General features: G+C 68.9%; 14 protein-coding genes. 5 read left to right on the forward strand and 9 right to left on the reverse strand.

Annotated features, from left to right (window positions below; all coding sequences use genetic code 11):
• The first annotated feature begins 4 nt into the window (after nucleotides 1-4).
• The 5 genes from ACQYVW_RS15810 to ACQYVW_RS15830 all read left to right on the forward strand — a co-directional run bounded on the left by ACQYVW_RS15810 (nucleotide 5) and on the right by ACQYVW_RS15830 (nucleotide 4,578).
• Entirely contained in the window at nucleotides 5-1,174 is a 1,170-nt protein-coding gene (locus ACQYVW_RS15810) for a CoA transferase (protein ID WP_434947633.1), read from the forward strand.
• Complete coding sequence (locus ACQYVW_RS15815; protein WP_434947634.1) at nucleotides 1,171-2,376, forward strand: CaiB/BaiF CoA transferase family protein; 1,206 nt, start codon at nucleotides 1,171-1,173, stop codon at nucleotides 2,374-2,376. The genes ACQYVW_RS15810 and ACQYVW_RS15815 overlap by 4 nt, the downstream gene beginning before the upstream one ends.
• A gap of 43 nt (nucleotides 2,377-2,419) precedes the next feature.
• Complete coding sequence (locus ACQYVW_RS15820) at nucleotides 2,420-3,001, forward strand: cysteine hydrolase family protein (RefSeq protein ID WP_434947635.1); 582 nt, start codon at nucleotides 2,420-2,422, stop codon at nucleotides 2,999-3,001.
• A 4-nt stretch (nucleotides 3,002-3,005) separates the two neighbouring features.
• The gene (locus ACQYVW_RS15825) at nucleotides 3,006-3,821 is read left to right on the forward strand and encodes an HpcH/HpaI aldolase/citrate lyase family protein (RefSeq protein WP_434932694.1); all 816 of its coding nucleotides are present in this window, start codon (nucleotides 3,006-3,008) and stop codon (nucleotides 3,819-3,821) included.
• Between the two features lie 115 nt (nucleotides 3,822-3,936).
• Nucleotides 3,937-4,578: a GntR family transcriptional regulator gene (locus ACQYVW_RS15830; RefSeq protein WP_434932695.1), complete on the forward strand. Its 642-nt coding sequence runs from the start codon at nucleotides 3,937-3,939 to the stop codon at nucleotides 4,576-4,578.
• 113 nt (nucleotides 4,579-4,691) lie between these two features.
• On the opposite strand, the gene ACQYVW_RS15835 is transcribed toward ACQYVW_RS15830, so the two are convergent.
• From ACQYVW_RS15835 to ACQYVW_RS15875, 9 genes are all read right to left on the reverse strand, one after another.
• Nucleotides 4,692-5,909, reverse strand: coding sequence for a CaiB/BaiF CoA transferase family protein (locus ACQYVW_RS15835; protein WP_434932696.1), 1,218 nt, complete (start codon nucleotides 5,907-5,909; stop codon nucleotides 4,692-4,694).
• A 37-nt stretch (nucleotides 5,910-5,946) separates the two neighbouring features.
• Nucleotides 5,947-7,362: an MFS transporter gene (locus ACQYVW_RS15840; RefSeq protein WP_434932697.1), complete on the reverse strand. Its 1,416-nt coding sequence runs from the start codon at nucleotides 7,360-7,362 to the stop codon at nucleotides 5,947-5,949.
• A 48-nt stretch (nucleotides 7,363-7,410) separates the two neighbouring features.
• Nucleotides 7,411-7,716, reverse strand: a complete 306-nt coding sequence (locus tag ACQYVW_RS15845) for a DUF1330 domain-containing protein (protein WP_434947636.1) — start codon at nucleotides 7,714-7,716, stop codon at nucleotides 7,411-7,413.
• Nucleotides 7,717-7,787: 71 nt separating this feature from the next.
• Nucleotides 7,788-10,235, reverse strand: coding sequence for a TonB-dependent receptor (locus ACQYVW_RS15850; protein ID WP_434947637.1), 2,448 nt, complete (start codon nucleotides 10,233-10,235; stop codon nucleotides 7,788-7,790).
• 103 nt (nucleotides 10,236-10,338) lie between these two features.
• Nucleotides 10,339-11,016 (reverse strand): glutathione S-transferase family protein, encoded by a 678-nt coding sequence (locus ACQYVW_RS15855; protein WP_434932700.1) that lies wholly within the window; start codon nucleotides 11,014-11,016, stop codon nucleotides 10,339-10,341.
• Nucleotides 11,017-11,026: 10 nt separating this feature from the next.
• Complete coding sequence (locus ACQYVW_RS15860) at nucleotides 11,027-12,757, reverse strand: thiamine pyrophosphate-binding protein (protein ID WP_434932701.1); 1,731 nt, start codon at nucleotides 12,755-12,757, stop codon at nucleotides 11,027-11,029.
• Nucleotides 12,758-12,796: 39 nt separating this feature from the next.
• The gene (locus ACQYVW_RS15865; protein WP_434947638.1) at nucleotides 12,797-14,026 is read right to left on the reverse strand and encodes an MFS transporter; all 1,230 of its coding nucleotides are present in this window, start codon (nucleotides 14,024-14,026) and stop codon (nucleotides 12,797-12,799) included.
• Between the two features lie 97 nt (nucleotides 14,027-14,123).
• The gene (locus tag ACQYVW_RS15870) at nucleotides 14,124-14,714 is read right to left on the reverse strand and encodes a carboxymuconolactone decarboxylase family protein (RefSeq protein ID WP_434932703.1); all 591 of its coding nucleotides are present in this window, start codon (nucleotides 14,712-14,714) and stop codon (nucleotides 14,124-14,126) included.
• A gap of 20 nt (nucleotides 14,715-14,734) precedes the next feature.
• Nucleotides 14,735-17,104 carry a TonB-dependent receptor gene (locus ACQYVW_RS15875; protein ID WP_434947639.1) on the reverse strand — a complete coding sequence of 790 codons (2,370 nt, stop codon included), beginning with the start codon at nucleotides 17,102-17,104 and terminating at the stop codon, nucleotides 14,735-14,737.
• Between the last annotated feature and the right edge of the window lie 142 nt (nucleotides 17,105-17,246).

The following is a 17,246-nucleotide window of genomic DNA, read 5'->3' on the forward strand; positions in this document are numbered from 1 at the left end:
CATGATGGATCAACCCGCCTCCGCCACACCGGACCCCGGCCTCGCGCAGCGTCCGCTGCCCCTGCAGGGCTGCCGCGTGGTCGAACGCGCGGGCTCGGTGGCAGGCGCCTATGCAGGGCGCCTGCTGGCCACGCTCGGTGCCGACGTGGTCATGCTCGAGCCTGCCGGCGGATCGCCGCTGCGGTCGCTGCCGCCGATGCTGCCCGGCGACGGCGGCAGCGCACTGTTCGCCTATCTCGGCGCCGGCAAGCGCAGCCTGCAGGCCGCGCTGGACGATCCGCGCGTCGAGGCCCTGCTGGGCGAAGCCGACATCCTGATCGACGACACCCCGCTGGCCCAGCGCGAATCGGAAGGCTGGAGCGAGCAGCAGCTGGGCCAGCGCCATCCCCGCCTGGTCGCGGTGAGCGTGCTGCCGTTCGGCGCGCAGGGGCCCAAGGCGGCCTGGCGTGGCGAGGAGATCAACCTCGTCCACGCCAGCGGCGAGGGCTTCCTGCTGCCCAACGGGCTCTCGCACCAGATGTTTCCCGAGCGGCCTCCGCTGAAGATCTACGGCCATTTCGCCAGCTATCAGGGCGGCTGCGTGGCCGCCCTCGCCGCGCTGGCCGCGTGGTGGGCGAAGCCGGAGCACGGCGGCCAGCGCGTCGACGTCTCGGTCCAGGACGCGATGCTGCTGTGCGGCGCCTTCGCCCTGCAGCGGCTGGGCGACGGTTCGCTCGAACACCGGAGCACGCGCAGCTTCCGCTACGGCGGCGTGTTCCGCGCGCGCGATGGCTATGTCGAACTGCTGACCCTGGAAGATCGCCAGTGGCAGGGGCTGGTGCAGTTGCTGGGCGAGCCGGACTGGGCCCGCGACGAAGCGCTGCGCGACTCGCTCGAGCGCAGCCGGCGCGGCGACGAGATCAACGCCCATATCCGAGAATGGATGCTGGTGCACGACTGCGAATCGATCGTCGCCCGCGCGCAGGCGCTTGGCGTGCCCGCGGCCAAGTACCGCACCCCCACCGATGTGCTCGGCGGGGCCCACGAAGCGGCCAGAGGCCTGTTCGCCACGCGCCATACCGCCGACGGTCGCCCCTACCAGGTGCTGGTCGCGCCCTACCAGTTCCGGCTGTCGCCGCTGCGGCTCGATCCGGCCGGCGAGGCCGTGGCCCGCCACGAAGGAGCCAACGCATGAGCGCCGCCGGTGCGCCCCTGGCCGGGCTTCGCATTGCCGATTTCACCATCCACGCCGCCGGGCCTTTCTGTACCCACGTGCTTTCGCAGCTCGGCGCCGAGTGCATCAAGATCGAGAGCGCGGCCAGGCCCGACGCATTCCGCAAGCCGCATGCCGTCTATGGACGCATGACCGCGGCCACCTTCGACCAGGTGGCGTCCAACAAGCGCTCGGTGCGCATCAACCTCAAGAAGCCCGAAGGCGTGGCGCTTGCCAAGCGCCTGGTCGCCATTTCCGATGCGGCGGCCGAAAGTTTCCGTGCCGGCGTCATGCGGCGCCTCGGCCTGGACTTCGACAGCCTGCTGGCGGTCAAGCCCGACCTGGTGATGCTGTCGCTGTCCTCGAGCGGCCAGGAAGGACCGGACTCGCATTTCGCCGGCTACGCGCCGCTGTTCGGCGCCTGGGGCGGGCTCGGCTGGATGTGCGGCTACAGCGACGGCCCACCGATGGAGATGCGCCACGTCATGGACCATGCGGCCGGCTACCACGCGGCCCTGGCGCTGATGGCGGGCTTGCACCAGCGCCGCGCGACCGGATTGCCGCAATACATCGACATCGCGGCGCGCGACGTGGCGAGCGCGATGATCGGCGACGCGTTGGCGATCGCCAGCCTGGGCATCACGCCCGAGCGCCCCGGCAACCGTCAACCGGGCATGGCGCCGCACGGCACCTACGCCACCGCACAGCCCGACCGCTGGCTGACCATCGCCGTCCGAGACGATGCGCAGTGGCGCGCCCTGCTCGCGGTGCTGGGCCGGGACGATGCGGCCACCGACCCGCGCTTCTCCACGCCTGAAGCTCGCGAGCGACACCAGGATGCGCTCGACGCCATGCTGTCCGGATGGCTGGCCGAGCGCGATGCGGACGCGACGGCGGCGGCGCTGCAGGCGGCCGGCGTCGCGGCGCACGTGTCCTGGAACATGCGCGATGTCGCGGAGGACGCGCACCTGCACGCGCGTGGCACACTCGTGCCGGTACCCGATCCCGCCAATCCGTCTCGCCTCGCGGTGGGCTCTCCCGCGAAGTTCTCCGCAACCGGCGAGGCCGGCATCCGCAGCGGGACGCCTGCCCTCGGCGAGGGCGAGGACTACGTGTACGGCGAGCTGCTCGGGATGGACAGCGCCACCCGCAGCGACCTGCAGCAACGCGAAGTGATTTTCTGACCCCGGGCGGCGCACGGCGTCGCCACAGCCGCAAGGATCCAGCATGAGCAAGTCGATCTACCTCGTCCTCGACATGATGAACGACCTCGTCCACGCCGACGGCCCCAACGGCCAGGCCGCCTATGGCGAGCAGGTGCGCGCGCGCGACATCGTCGCCCGGACGCGGGTGGCCATCGACAAGGCGCGGGCCGCCGGGGTGCCGGTCGGATTCGTGCGCGTGGGCTTCTCGCCCGACTACCGCGAATGCCCGCCCGATTCGCCGATCTTCTCCGGCGCGCGTCGCAACGGCATTTTCAAGCTCGGCGAATGGGGCACGCAGACCCATCCCGACCTTGGACAGCGCGAGGACGACTTCGACATCGTCAAGCACCGGGTCAGCCCGTTCTATGCCACCAGCCTGGAGGCGATCCTGCGCGCGAACGGCATCACCCGGATCTACTGCTCGGGCATTTCCACTAACGCCGTCGTCCAGGCGATGGTGCGCGAGGGCCATGACCGCGACTACGAGATCGTGGTGCTGGAGGACTGCTGCTGTGGTCTGTCGACAGAAGAGCACGAGCTCGCGGTCAAGAGTTTCCAGCGCTTCTGCAAGCTCACCAGTTCTGCCGACGTCGAGTTCGCCTGAGCCCATGACCGTCCTCGCGCTCGCCCAGAGCCTGCTGTTCGTTCCCGGCAGCCGCCCCGACCGCTTCGACAAGGCCGCGGCCAGCGGCGCCCACGCGATCGTGCTCGACCTCGAGGACGCGGTGGCGCTGCCGGACAAGGATGCGGCGCGCGACGCGGTGGCCGCGTGGCTGTCCGCGGGCGGCCAGGCGGTGGTGCGCGTCAACGGCGCCGCGACGCCCTGGTACGAGGCAGACATGGCGATGCTGGCGCGCTTTCCCCGCGTCGCGGTGATGCTGGCCAAGGCCGACGCGGCCTCCACCGCCCGCAGCGTGCGACTGCTGCCGGGGCGTCCGCTGCTGGCGCTGGTGGAGAGCATCGCCGGCGTGCGCGACCTGGCCCAGGTGGCGGCCACGCCGGGCGTGCTCCGGCTTGCGTTCGGCAGCATCGACTTCGGCGCCGAGACGGGCATTTCCGACGTCGGCGAGGCGATGAGCCTGGTCCGCAGCCGGTTCGTGCTCGAGTCGTGCTTTGCGCGCATCGCCGCGCCAATCGACGGCGTGACCACCAGCGTCGACGACACCGGCCTGGTGCTGTCCGACGCCCGGCGGGCGCAACAGTTCGGCTTCGGAGGCAAGCTGTGCATCCACCCGCGACAGGTGGAGCCGGTCCACCAGGGGTTCCGCCCGGATCCGGCCGAGGTCGAGTGGGCCGGACGCGTGCTGGCGGCCAGCGAGGCCAGCGGCGGCGCGGCGACGGCAGTGGACGGCAAGATGGTCGACGCCCCGGTGGTCGAGCAGGCCCGCCGCATCCTGGGAAGGATGCCGACTGCCGCGCACTGAGCCGCGCGCGCGGCGGCCGTAGGGGCCGGCCATGCGCCTGCGTTGGCGCGCCCGAGGGCCGGCGCTACACTGATCCGAGCATCCGACGCGGAACACGCCGTTGCCCACTTTCGCCATGGACCATCGCACCAAGGAAGAGCAGGTCGCCGACTTCCTGCGCGAGGGCATCATCTCGGGCGCCTACCCGCGCGGCTCGCGCCTGAAGCAGGCCGAGCTTGCGGAACAGCTGAGTCTGAGCATCACGCCGGTGCGCGAAGCGCTGAAGATGCTCGAGGCCGAAGGCTACGTGAAACGCGATTCCTATCGCGGCGCGAGCGTGGTGCCCTTCGATCCGGCCGCGTCGGCCGAGATCCTGCAGCTGCGGCTGCTGCTGGAGGCGCAGCTGGTGAAGGCCGCCGTCGAAAAGGCCACCGCGACCGACCTGGCGGAACTGCGCGCACTCCAGAGCGAGTTCGAGCGGGCCTTCGACAGCGGCGACCGCGCCAGCGCGCGTGGCATCAACTACCGTTTCCACCGCCGCCTGTACGACATCGCGGGACTGCCCCACACCCAGCACTTCGTGCAGATCCTGTGGGCGCGCTATCCCTTCGACGTGATCAATGCCGCGCACGAGCGCGGCAAGGATGCTTCGAGCGAGCATCGGGAGATTCTCGATGCGCTGGCCGCGCGCGACACGGCCGCCGCCATCCTCTCGATGCGCCGGCACATCGAATCCGGCTGGAGCGTGCTCAAGTCAGAGACCGCCCAGGACGGCTGAGCGCGTCCGGTCGGGACGCGCATCGCCGACGGACGCAGACGGCTGGAGGGCGGCGCAGGACGCGCCTTGCGGACGCGTTCAAGACGCCGGCGGGAACGCGCGTCGCGGGGGACTCAGGACGCGCGTTGAGGACGCGACCAGACCAGCTGGTCCGGCCCGGCGACGGCGATCGCGCCGGACTCCAGCAGACCCTGCGCCTGTTCGCCGAGGCCCAGCGCGGCCAGCAGCTCCAGGCTGTGTTCGCCCAGGTGCGGCGGCGGCAGGCCGTCGCCGGCGTGGCCGCCGGGAAACTCCGGCACCTCGAACTGCAGCCCGTGGAAGTCCAGCGTGCGCAGCTTGCCGGGATGGCGCGCCTGCGGCGCCTCCAGCACCCGCTCCAGCGGCAGCACCTCGGTATGGCCCACGCCCTCGGCGCGCAGCCGCTCGCAGGCCTGTTCGAAATCCACCCGCGCGACGGCCTGGCGGATCGCCGCCTCGATGCGCGCGCGCTCCCGCTTGCGCTCGCGCAGGCGGTCGAACTGCGGATCGTCGCCCTCGGCGATCGACAGCGCGCGCGCCAGCTTCTTCCAGTGCGCATCGGTGATCACCAGCAGGTACAGCCAGCGTCCGTCCGAGGTCTGGTAGGCGCCGTAACCCGGCATGGCGAACTCGCCGCCGGCTTCCTTTTCCGGGCGGCCCAGCAGCTGGGTCTTGAGCTGGATGCCCGCCAGGTCGCGCCCGGCCACGTGCAGCCCGGTCTCGTACAGGCCGATCTCGATGTAGCGGTCCTCCGCTGCGCGCGGCGCGGGCAGCAGCAGCGCGCCGAGCACGCGGATCACTGCATACGCGCCTGCGAACTGGTCGTGGTACGACGGCCCGAGGCGGCTGGGCCGCCCGTCGATGCGATGGTCGTCCATCACGCCGGTGGAGGCCTCAGCGACCGGGTTGGTGGCCAGGTCCTCATGCTGGGGGCCGGCGGCATAGCCGCGGATATGGCAATACACCAGCTCCGGGTTCGCATCCGCCAGGTCCTCGGCCGTGATCCGCAGCTTGCGCGTCGCGGCGGGCGAGAGGTTGTGGATCACCACGTCGGCGGTGGCCACCAGTCGGCGAAACACGTCCAGTCCCTCGCTCGAGGTCAGGTCGATGGAGAGGCTCTTCTTGCCATGGTTGTAGGCGATGAAGGTGCCGCTCGGCCCGCCGCGCACGAGGGCGCGCGTGGTGTCGCCGGTAGGCGGCTCGACCTTGATCACCTCGGCGCCGAGTTGGGCCAGCAGGTGGGTGGCGAAGGGGGCGGCAATCATGGTGCCCAGTTCCACCACGCGGCGGCCGAGCAGGGGGAGTTGCGACATCGTCAGTCTTCCGGGGAGAGATGGAGCAGGAATTCGCTCAGGCGTGCGCGGGAACGGCGGGCCCGGCGCGCGGGCGGCGCAGGGCAGCCACCGCGAGCATGGCCAGGGCGCAGGCGCCGGCGACGTACAGCAGGGTCCAGTCGAAGGCGCGCGGGCTCGAGTACTGCTGCGCGCTGCCCGGGACCACGATCAGGTCCGAGGTCACGAAGAACGCGACCAGCGACGCGCCCACCGCCTGGAAGATCGACCGCACCACGCTGTTGAGCCCGACAGCCTCGCTCACCCGTTCGGGCGGCGCGTGTTCGATGATCAGGGTGGGAAGCGCGGCATAGGCGATCGGCAGCCCGGGCCCGAGGAACACGGCCGCCAGCGCGACGTGGGCGATGTCGCCGCGCGCGAACAGCAGCAGGCCCCAGCCGACCACCAGCAACGAGCAGCCAAGGAGCGCGGCACGCCCGGCGCCGTAGCGGGCGCTGATCTTGCCCGACAGCGGTCCACCCAGGATCCCGGCCCACAGCACCGGCCCCAGCACCAGCCCGGTCGTGGTGGCCGTCAGGCCAAGGCCGCCGTATGCCACCGGTTGCTGCATGAACAGCGACAGCACGTAGCCGAACTGGAAGGCCCCGAGGCCCAGGAAGCCCATGCACAGGTAGGCCGCGGCGATCTGCGGCACCGCGAACAGCCGCACCTGGATCAGCGGATTGACCTGCCGCCACTGATGGCGCGCCCAGTAGGCGAGAACGAGCGTGCCGGCCAACAGCAGCCAGAGGGTGCGCTGATCGAACAGGCCCCAGGTCCGGGTCTGGCCGATCGCATACATCAGCAGCACGATGCCGGGCGCGAACAGGATGCCCCGCCACACGTCCATGCGCTCGCGGGTGGCGCGCACCACCGCGCGCGGTCGGAGGCACAGGGCGATGGCCAGCATGCCGACGATCGCGAAGCTGCCGCTGGCCAGGAAGATCGCATGCCAGTCGAAACGGTCGACCAGCCAGCCGCCCAGCAGCAGTCCGCCGCCGCCGCCGGCCATCACCGCACCGACGATGATCCCGACCGCGACGGGCACCTTCTCGCGCGGCAGCCGCTCGCTGGCCAGGCCCAGACACAGCGGCAGGATGGTGCCGGACAGGCCCTGGATCGCCGTGCCGATCACGACGCCGGTGAGCGAGGTCGAGAATGCCGAAACGAAGGAGCCGATCGCGCATGCCGCCAGCACGATCAGCAGCACGCGCCGCCGGCCGTGCAGGTCGCCCAGACGGGCGCACAGGGCGGCGGCCACCGACGAGACCAGCAGGCAACCGGTGAGGATCCATCCGGCGGCGAGCGGATCGCCGAACACGCGCACGAAACGCGGCATCGCCGCGAAGATCATCGACACCTCGAAGGCCGAGGTGATCTCGGCCAGCACCAGGGCGGCGATGATGAGCCAGCTTGGCGTGCGGTCGGCCGACATGGACCTCACCACGCGACCCTGCGGTCCACGCCCGTCGCGACCGCCACCTCAGTCCTCGCCTTCCAGGACGAAGGTCTGGAACCTCGCCACCGACTGGCGATGGGGCAGCGCGGCCTGGTAGGCGTCGCTGCGGTACCAGGCCAGCGCCTCGTCGTAGCTGGGGAACTTGAGCAGGGCCACGTTCTCGGCGGCATCGCCCTCCATGACCTCGAACCGCGTCGCGCGCGTGGCGAGGGGCCGGATCCTGTCGAGATTGGGCGCCTGCATCGCCTGCTCGGTGTATTTCTGCAGCGCAGCCGCGTATCCCGCCGGGTCGGTGGTCTGCTCGCGGATGATGATCACGTAGCCTGCCAAGGTCTGCCTCTCTGATAAGTGCCGCTATGGGGGTTGGGCCGCGCCGGGCCGTGCAGCCGGCGCGGCCTCGATCAGAAGCGCCAGGAAAGCCTGGCCCACAGCTCGCGGCCGCGCTCGACGAAGCAGCTGCCCTCGTCCTGGCCGGCAGGTCCGCCCTGCGGCGCGCCCGAGATCTGTCCACCGAGGATGCCGCCGTTCTGGCTGTTGTCGTTGGAGCAGCGGCCGACCACGTGCTCGTCGGTCAGGTTGCGGCCGATCAGGCTGATCTCCCAGCGGTCGTCGCGCCCGCTCAGGCCCAGGTGCATGTCGAAGCGCGCGAACGCGTCCTGCGGAAAGCCGGGCGAGTCGACCAGGGTGGTGGCGTAGTCGGAGGTGTAGTTCACGCCAGCACCGTAGTTCACGCGCTTGCCGTCGGGCAGGTAGACCTCGTGGTCGAAGGAGACGAAGCCGCTCAGGTCCGGCGACCGGACCAGCCGGCGGCCCGACAGGTCCTGTGCGGAATAGCGGCCGGTCGTCGGATTCAGCAGCTGGTCGCAGCCCTGCGCGATGGTCTGGCCGTTGCCGCAGGGCGCGTTGGGGAAGCTGTCGTAGCGTGCGCGGTTGTAGTTCAGCGCCGCGTTGATCACCATCCCGGGCACCGCGTCGGGCAGGTAGCTCAGGTCGAATTCGACGCCGCGCGTCGTCGCCGAGGCGGCGTTGAGCGTGCGGGTAAAGACCAGGTAGCTGCCGTTGCCGACGTCGGCCAGCTCCAGCGCACCGACCTGCAGGTCACTGTACTTGTAGTTGTACAGCGCGACGCCGCCGGAGAGTTTGCGGTCGAAGGCGCGGAACTTGATTCCCGCCTCCGCACCTTCGGCCTCTTCCTCGCCGAACGAGGCGGGCCGGTTGGGCGCGGTGTAGTTGATGCCCATGAACGAACCCGACTTGAAGCCGGTGCGGTACGAGCCGAACACGGTCAGATCCTCGTTCGCCTTGTAGGCGATGGACAGTTCCGGGGACACGTTGGAGGCGTTGATCTTCGGATCCAGGCGATCGACCTGACCAATGGCGCCCAGGCTGGCGTTGAGGTTGTACAGCTCGTGGTGGCGCGTCTCGTCCGTCCAGCGCGCGCCGCCCGAGAGCTCGAGCTTGTCGGTGACGTCCCAGATCGCCTGCCCAAACACCGAAACCGCCTCGATGTCGACCACGTTGAGCACGTTCTGCATGTTGCGGCCCAGGCCGAGCAGGATGTTGCCGCCGATGTCGACCTCGTTGCGCAGCTCGCCCTTCTGGTAGAAGGCGCCGAGCATGAAGTTCACCGGACGGTCCGCGTAGTCGGAGAACAGCCTGAGCTCCTGGGTGAACTGGCGGTTGTCGAACTGGTAGGTCTGCGCCATCAGCTGCGCGACCGGCGAGGTGCTGCCGGCGAACAGCGAGCGGTAGTCGTTGCTGTAGTGGCCGGTGACCGAAGTCAGCGTCAGGGCCTCGCCCAGGCCGAAGTTCATCTCCAGCGTCCCGAACAGCTGGGTGCTGTCCTCGAAGGGAATCCCGTCGTTCTCGGTGGCGTCGGGGAACGCCGCGAAGTCGAACCAGGGGCGACGGATGATGCGATCGGCCTTGCAGTCCTCGCCTTCAAGGAAGGAGATGTTCAGCGGCGGCACGCCGCCGGTGCCCTCGGGGCAGTACACAGTCTGGAAGCCAGACGCGCCGCCGTCCATCCGGTAGTCGCTGTAGTTGAGCTTGAGGCGCGCATTGAAGCGGTCGCTGGGCTCGAATAGCGCGGTACCGCGCAGCAGCACTTCTTCGACGGGCGCGTAGTTGCGGAACGTGGGCGTCCTGCCGCCCAGGCCCGGGACCGCCACCGCCTCGTTGCGGAAATAGCCTTCCTGGTCCGAGACGCGCGCGGCCAGGCGCAGCTTGAGCATGTCGTTCACCGGGCCGGACAGGATCAGCTCGCCGGTCTTTTCCTGGGCCTCGGTCTCGTAGCCGATGCGTACGATGCGCTCGACCTGGTCGGTCGGATCGGCACTGCGCAGCGAGATCACGCCCGCGGTGTTGTTCTTGCCGAAGAACAGCGACTGCGGGCCTTTGAGCACCTCCACTTGCCCGACGTCGAACATGCCGAGCCCATAGGCCGCGCCCTGGCTGAGCGAGAGCCCGTCGATGTTGAGCGAGACGGAGTTGTCCATGGTCGGGTTGATCGCGGTGGTGCCGATGCCGCGCAGCGAGACCTGGGTGCCGCTCGAGGTCACGCCGTTGCCCAGCAGCAGGCTGGGCACGCGCGTGGCCACCGAATAGAGGTCGTCGACCTTGGTCTTTTCCAGCGTCTCCTGGGTCATGACGTTGGCCACGACCGGCACTTCGAACACCGATTCCTTGCGCTTGCGTGCGGTGACAGTCACCGCGTCCAGGCTGACGGCGTCGGCGGCCCCGTCGCGGTCGGCGTCGGCCGGCGCAGCGGACTCCTGCGCCGCGATGGACGTCGCCTGCGCCGCGAGCGCGGCGGCGATGGTCAGAACCAGGGTGCGTTTAGCGAGCATGGCGATATCCGGTTGGGAGCATTGTGGGCACTTTTGGTGCCCAATGTATGATGCATTCTGCAGAATGTGTCACGTGGCGTTGCAGCACGATCGCGGGCGGGAATCAGTGAAGCGAGGCCAGGGAGGGACGACCCGCCTTCAGGTCGTAGGCTTCCTGGGCCGACGTCAGGGCCTTGAGGGCAGGACCGACCACCGGGTGCTCCTGCATGCGCCTGCGGTAGGCCACGACGGCAGGCTGGCTGTCGACCGGGTCCGCGGCCAGCCCCAGCATCAGGCTGATCCGCCGACTCAGGTGCAACGCCGGCGGCACGACGCAGTCCACGAAGGACGCGGCCGCCTGCACCTGCGGCAGGGGACCGCGCAGCCAGTGATCGAGCAGGCCTAGGCCGTGCTTCCACCGCTCCACTTCGGACGCCACGACGCCAGCGTCGCGCGTCGACGCCGCCAGCTGCGGGAACAGCCGGACCACCGGCTCCATCACGTAGGTGTCGACCAGGGCCGCGATGGCATTCATTCGCGCCCTGCCCTCGGCATCGCCGGGAAACAGCGAGGGCGCGGGGTGGCGATCCTCCAGATAGCGCAGGATCACCGTCGACTCGGGCAGGGCCAGGCTGCCGGTGTCGAGCACCGGGATCTTGCCTGCCGGATTGAGCGCCAGGAACTGCGCCGAACGCAGGCCGCCCTCCGGCAGCGGGGCCTGCGCCAGATCCAGGCCCTTGGCCCGGGCGGCGATCGATACCCGGGTCGCAAACGGCGAGTTGGCCGAGCCGTACAGGCGCATCGGTCGGGACTCAGTAGCTGCCGCGGGGGTCGCCGAGGTTGTCGCCCGCCTCGCCGTACCAGGTGCGGAACTCACCGATGCCCGGCAGGTTGGGCATGTCCCAGTTCGCCTCGTGGTCGATCTCCACATGCACGACGGCAGGCTTGCCGGAGGCCAGCGCGCGCTCGACCGCGGGAGCGATCTCTTCCGCACGCGTCACATACTCGCCATGGGCGCCGAAAGCCTCGGCCGCGCGGTCGAGGCGGACGGTCTTGCCCCACTGCGCTTCTCCGACGAAGGCATCCTTGCCCAGCCCTGCGCGATAGGACGCCACCTCGATGCCCCAGGCATGGTCGACCCAGACCACGCTCACGACCGGAAGGTTCTTTCGCACCGCCGTTTCCAGTTCGGTGAGATGGAACATGAAGGACGAGTCGCCGGTCAGCAGCACGACGCGGCGCGTGTCGCCCACCGCCACCTGGGCGCCCACCGCATACGGCAGGCCGGGACCGATGCTGCCGTAGTTCTGGTTCCAGAAGTAGTCGCGCGGCCGGAACTGCATGTACGGCGACATGAACAGGCTGGACGAACCGCCGTCACGCACGATCACCGCGTTCTTCGGCAGCACGCGCGTGGCCTCGACCGCGAGGCGGGCCGGATGGATCGGCTGCGAGGTGGTCGGCACCGCGGCCGTTGCCTCCTCGAACTGGCGCGTCTGTTCGGCCGCCCATGCCGGCAGACGCTCGCAGCGGCGCGAGACCTCGCCCTTCACTGCGGCGGTGAGCTGCGGCACCACCGCCCGCAGGTCGCCCACCAGGGGCACGTCGATGGGCCGGTTCACGCCGATCGCCGAGGCGTCCTGCTCGATGTAGAGCCACTTGCGGTCGGTGCGGCCCTTCGACCAGTGATGGCCGCGCCCGTAGTGCAGCGGCTCACCCAGCTCGGTGCCGATCGCCACCACCACATCGGACTCGCCGACGATCTCGTTGGCCACCGGGGTGCCGTAGAGGAAGGTGCGGTCGTCCATCCCTTCGATCACGCTGGGTGCGCCGGTGGTCTGGATGATCGGGCAGTCCAGGGCCAGGGCCAGCGCGCCGACCGCCGCCTGCGCGCGGCTCACGTGCGCGCCCTGCCCCACCAGCAGGATCGGCGACGTCGCCGCCTTGAGCGCTTGCACCGCCTGCGCGATCGCATCGGTCCCTGCCTGCTGGCCGACCAGCCGGTACTGCGACGGCGCAAGCTTCGGCGCGTCCTTCAACTCGACGCCAAGGACGTTCTGCGGGAAGTCGATGTAGACCGGGCCCGGCGTCCCGTCGAGCGCGCGTCGGATCGCCTCGCGCACGATCTCGTCGGTCTGCTCCGGGTACTCGATCACGCCGACGTACTTCATCGCCGGCTCGAACAGGCGCGGCTGGCTCAGGTACTGCATCTTGCCGCGACGCACGCGCTGCTCGTACAGGCGATGGCGCTGACCACCGATGTAGATCGTCGGCGTGTTCTCCTTGGCCGCGTGCACCGCGCCCGAGAGCAGGTTGGCCACGCCCGGGCCCTTGTTGCCGATCACGACAGCCGGCTTGCCGCTCATGCGCCACGCCGCTTCGGCCATGAACGAGGCCGCTTCTTCATGGTGCGGGGCGACGACGTTCCAGCCGCGCGCCTCGGCGTGGATGAACATCGAGAAGAAGCTCGGGTCCGGGATGCCGAACAGGTTGTTGATGCCTTCGGCTTCGAACAGCTCGATGATGCGCTCGTGGATCTTCATGTGGTACTCCAGTGAAATGGGGGCAGGCGCCGATCGTTGTCAGACGGCCTGTGCAAGCTGCTGGCGGTGCCGTTGTCTGGACGGCGCCAGCAGGACCAGGCACGCCAGGACCGCGCCCATCGCCGCCATGAGGTAGAACGCCGTCTGGTAGCTGCCCATGCGATCGAACGCCAGGCCGGTGAGGAAGGGGCTGACCGCGGCGAAGGCGTTGCTGAAAGGCATCTGCGATCCCAGCACCGTGGGGAAAGCGCGCGGGCCGAAATAGTGCGCCACGGTCGAGTGCCAGCACGTCAGCGCGCCGCCCGCACCGACGCCGAGCGTGCAGGCGAATGCGATCATCATCGGGAGGCTATGGGCCAGCGTCGCGAGCACGACCGAGGCCGAGAGCACCAGGATGAAGCAGGTCCACATGTAGCGCGGCTCGAAACGGTCGCATAGCCAGCCGGCGGCGAGCTTCCCGGCCACGCTGGCGAGGGCGAACATGCTGATCGCGCCTGCGGCCACTTCCGGCGAATGGCCGAGGTCGCGCAGGTGCGGGACGCCATGCGCCAGCACGGCGCTGCTGGGAACCGTCTCGCCCACGGCGGCCACGGTGATCAGCCAGTATGCGCGGCTGCCCATTGCCTGCCGCAAGGTCATCGCCGGCGCGTCCGTGGCTGCCGCATCGGTGTCGGCGTGCTCGCCGACCGGCCGGCCGTCCGGGGTCTGCCCGATGTCCTCGGGACGGTCACGCACCAGCCACAGTGCCAGCAGCCCGGAGACGCATGCAGCCGCGAACACGCAGTACCAGCCTCCGCGCCAGTCGCCGCCGTTCCATTCGATGGCCTGGTTGATCAGCGGCGCCGCCACCGAACCCGCGACGCCGCTTCCGGCCAGCACGATGGCCAGCCCGAACGAGCGGCGCTTGACGAACCAGTTGGCGACGCAGCTCTGCGCCGGAATCAGCGCGCCAAGCCCGCTGCCCATCGCCACTACGCCGCCATAGACCGCAATGTAGCTCCAGCCGCTATCCACCACGATCGTGAGCAGCAGCGCCCCGACCGCAACCAGCGCGGAGCCGGCGGCGAGCGTGCGCCGCGGCCCGTAGCGCGCCACCAGCCTGGCGCTCACCGGCGCGCTGCAGCCCACCATCAGCACGAACGCGGTGAAGCCCAGGCCGAGCATGCCGCGGGTCAGTTCCATCTCCGTGGCCATGGCGGCATTGGTGACGCTCGCGCCGGTGTAGCAGAAGCCGAAGTTGATACCGACGATGGCCGCAAGTACCACCACGAGCAACCATCCGTAAAAGGGCCGCCGTGCACTCAACACTCACCTCCTGCGCGGCGGCGCGCCGCCATCCACCACTGGCACTGGCGGCGCGGATGACTCATGCGTCTTTGCGGAAGCCGAAGTCGAACTCGGTCTTCGTGGCATTGATGATCATCGCCCAGAAGGACCACCAGGCCACGCCCACGGTGAGGGCCAGCGTGTCGCGCTCGTCGAAGTGCGCGGCAACCCGCTGATAGAGCTCGTCCGGCACCGAGCCTTCGACCACCGCCACTGTGTACTCGATCACCAGGCGCTGCTCATCGTTGAAGGCGTTGGACGTCTTCCAGAACGGGATCTGCGTCTGCAGCTCCAGGCTGATCCCGGCCGCTGCCGCGGGCGCGATGTGCGACTGGAATGAGAAGTCGCAGCCAAGCTTCCAGTTGAGCGCCTGCACCATCAGCTGCTGCAGGTCGCGGCGGGTGCTGGTAAACGGCATCTCGCGCACGACGTAGTCGCTGAGCTTGACCAGCAACAGCGCCAGCTTCGGATCGTTGGCGACGGTGCCGAAAGCGGCGGATTTTCCAGGGATCTCCGGGTTCTCGACGCCGGGGAACATGTGGTCAAACAGAGCCTTCGCCGCCGCCCGGGTGGCGTCGTCAGCACCGGCAGGGTAGTCGGAAGGCTTCAGCATCGGCTTGATACGGGACATAGTGCTTCCTCCTGGATCCATCAGAACCAGCGGTACTCGAACTGCGCGGCGATCTCGCGGGGACGGGCGAACGTGCCGGTGTGCTGGGTAGCGGGGCCGCCCGGCGACGAGGCCGACGCCACCATGTAGTACTCGTCGGTCAGGTTCCGGCCGATCAGCGAGAAGCGGTAGCGCTCGTCCGCCGGGGTCAGGTGGACCGCCGCATTGAGACGCCAGAACGACTCCTGCATGGCGCCGGGATGATTGTCCGGCTGGGTCTGGTAGGACGAGCTGTAAGAGCCGCCCAGCGAGAAGTCCGCGAACCAGCTGCCCACGTACGCGCGGTAGTCAACGCCAAGGTTAGCGGTCAGCTTCGGCGCGCGCACCAGATACTCACCGCTGAGGTCCTGCACGCCGCCAATGCAGCCCGCGGTCGTAGTTTGGCCCGAATAGCACTGCGCGTTACGGTAGTCGGTATAGCGCGAGCGGTTGTAACCGATGTTGCCGTTGAACGACAGCCGGTCGGTCGCCAGCCACTGGAGCGAGCCGCCAACGCCCTCGGTGCGCGCCTCGGCCGCATTCCCGATGGTGAAGCTGATGGTGTTCTGGTTGAAGGTGGCGACCTGCAGGCCCTCGTAGTCGTAGCGATAGGCCGACACGTCCAGGCGCAGCGTGTTATCGAGCAGCGTAGCCTTGTAGCCCACCTCGAAGCCGGCCGCTTCCTCGGCATCGAACTCCAGGTTCGACTGGTCGGCGGTGGCGTTGAGGATCGCGCCGTTCGACAACCCACCGGCCTTGTAGCCGGTCTTGTAGCCGAAGTAGAAGGTCTGGTCGCGATCGGGCTTCCAGCGCAGCGTCATTTCGGGCGATACGTTGCTGGCTGAGAATTTTGCACGGGCTACCTGCCCGACCGGGTACAGATTCATCCCGGAAACGCCGATGGACTCGTTCCAGAACTCGCCGTCTTTGTCGTCGCGCGTGTAGCGCGCACCGCCGGAAAGCTCCCAGTTCTCGTTGAAGTTCCACTGCAGCTGGGCGAAGCCGGACAGGCTTTCGGATTCCACAGAGGCTGCGGTCTCGAAGGTCGTCCAGTTCTGGGCCTGGGTGTTGAAGCCGCCGTGGAACAGGTCGGCCGCATTGAACCAGTCGCGGCTGCTCTTCTCGTAGAACAGGCCGACCTGGTAGTTGAACGGGCCGTCGAAGACCGAACTCAGCCGGAACTCCTGAGTGAAGAGACGGTAGTCCTCCTGCTGGCTGCTCCACAGCAGCGCGAACTCGGTGTAGTCGGCGTTGTTGCTACCGACGATCTCCTGGCTGTACAGGCCGGTGGTTGACACCAGGCTATGGTTGGAGAAGTCCTTGGTGATGCCTAGGCTTCCCAACGTGTACTCGGACCGGTAATCCGGTACGCCGCCGTTGCCATAGGGCCAGTTGACCGCGTACTCGGCCGGCAGGCCGCCCTCGGCCTTGCGCCTGTTCTTCTCGCAGTCCGCCTGCGGCATCGGAATGCCCGCGATCGAGGGCTGGGTCTGGTCACCGGAGCAGTACAGCTCCACGTACGCGTTCATCGCGTTCATGGTCTGCACGTCGTGGGTCAGCTTGAGGTTGGCGGTGAAGTCGTCGGCCGGCTGCCACAGCAGGGTCAGCCGCGCCGCGACGTTGTCGCCGTCAGGCCCAGTGCTGCCGGAGTTAGCGCCTCGCACCGTGTAGTCGGGCCGGATCGGATCGGCAATCGGCTCAGCCACATTCTCGATCCAGCCGTCCATGCTCGCCGCGCGCACGGCGATGCGGCCTTTGAGGGTCGACGTGAGCGGGCCGGACACCGCTGCCTCCAGGTAACGTTCGGCCGCCTCGGCCTCGTAACCGATCCGGGCGTAGCCCTCGAAAACGTCCGTCGGATCCTTGGTTCGCAGCGAAATCGCCCCGGCCGGCGAGTTCTTGCCGAAGAACAGCGCCTGCGGCCCGGACAGGACCTCGACCTGCGCGAGATCGTAGACGGTCGAGTTGATCACGCGACCGCGCGACATCGGCACGCCGTCGACGCTGACCGACACGCTCTGGTCGAGGCCGGCGTCGGACGTCGCGGAACTGATGCCGCGGATGGTCAGGAAACCGCCGGTGCCGTTTGACGCGCGGCCGATGATGACCTGTGGCGCCACCTCGCCGATCTTGGCGAGGTCGGTGGCCATGTTCTTCTCAAGCTGCTCTGGCGTCAGCGAGGTGATGGCGACCGGCACGTCCTGGATCGACTCACTCCGCTTGCGGGCAGTGACGTTGACTGCGTCTAGGGTCGTAGCCTGGGCCTGGCCTGCCGCGGTGTCCGCCGCGTCCGGGCCAGCTTCGGCGGCCGCAGTCTGCATGGCCACGATCGAAGCAGTACTGCACAACAGCGACAACAAGGTTCTGCGCATCGCGTTCCCTCCCAAGAATGGCGACACAGGATTTATTGATTCCTGTAGAACCGTCCTTGCAAGGTAACGGTCATCAGGTGATTCGACGTTAGCAACGCGTCCGGCGACGCCGATTGACCGGGGACGACAACACGCACGCAGC

Source organism: Luteimonas campi, from assembly GCF_051162505.1.
Lineage (GTDB): Bacteria > Pseudomonadota > Gammaproteobacteria > Xanthomonadales > Xanthomonadaceae > Luteimonas.

What these genes read in the sequence shown, in the direction of transcription:
- ACQYVW_RS15810 (WP_434947633.1), top strand. Translation starts at nt 5, where the DNA reads ATGGATCAACCCGCCTCCGCCACACCGGACCCCGGCCTCGCGCAGCGT.
- ACQYVW_RS15815 (WP_434947634.1), top strand. Translation starts at nt 1,171, where the DNA reads ATGAGCGCCGCCGGTGCGCCCCTGGCCGGGCTTCGCATTGCCGATTTC.
- ACQYVW_RS15825 (WP_434932694.1), top strand. Translation starts at nt 3,006, where the DNA reads ATGACCGTCCTCGCGCTCGCCCAGAGCCTGCTGTTCGTTCCCGGCAGC.
- ACQYVW_RS15840 (WP_434932697.1), bottom strand. Translation starts at nt 7,362, where the DNA reads ATGTCGGCCGACCGCACGCCAAGCTGGCTCATCATCGCCGCCCTGGTG.
- ACQYVW_RS15820 (WP_434947635.1), top strand. Translation starts at nt 2,420, where the DNA reads ATGAGCAAGTCGATCTACCTCGTCCTCGACATGATGAACGACCTCGTC.
- ACQYVW_RS15875 (WP_434947639.1), bottom strand. Translation starts at nt 17,104, where the DNA reads ATGCGCAGAACCTTGTTGTCGCTGTTGTGCAGTACTGCTTCGATCGTG.
- ACQYVW_RS15855 (WP_434932700.1), bottom strand. Translation starts at nt 11,016, where the DNA reads ATGCGCCTGTACGGCTCGGCCAACTCGCCGTTTGCGACCCGGGTATCG.
- ACQYVW_RS15870 (WP_434932703.1), bottom strand. Translation starts at nt 14,714, where the DNA reads ATGTCCCGTATCAAGCCGATGCTGAAGCCTTCCGACTACCCTGCCGGT.
- ACQYVW_RS15850 (WP_434947637.1), bottom strand. Translation starts at nt 10,235, where the DNA reads ATGCTCGCTAAACGCACCCTGGTTCTGACCATCGCCGCCGCGCTCGCG.
- ACQYVW_RS15835 (WP_434932696.1), bottom strand. Translation starts at nt 5,909, where the DNA reads ATGTCGCAACTCCCCCTGCTCGGCCGCCGCGTGGTGGAACTGGGCACC.
- ACQYVW_RS15830 (WP_434932695.1), top strand. Translation starts at nt 3,937, where the DNA reads ATGGACCATCGCACCAAGGAAGAGCAGGTCGCCGACTTCCTGCGCGAG.
- ACQYVW_RS15860 (WP_434932701.1), bottom strand. Translation starts at nt 12,757, where the DNA reads ATGAAGATCCACGAGCGCATCATCGAGCTGTTCGAAGCCGAAGGCATC.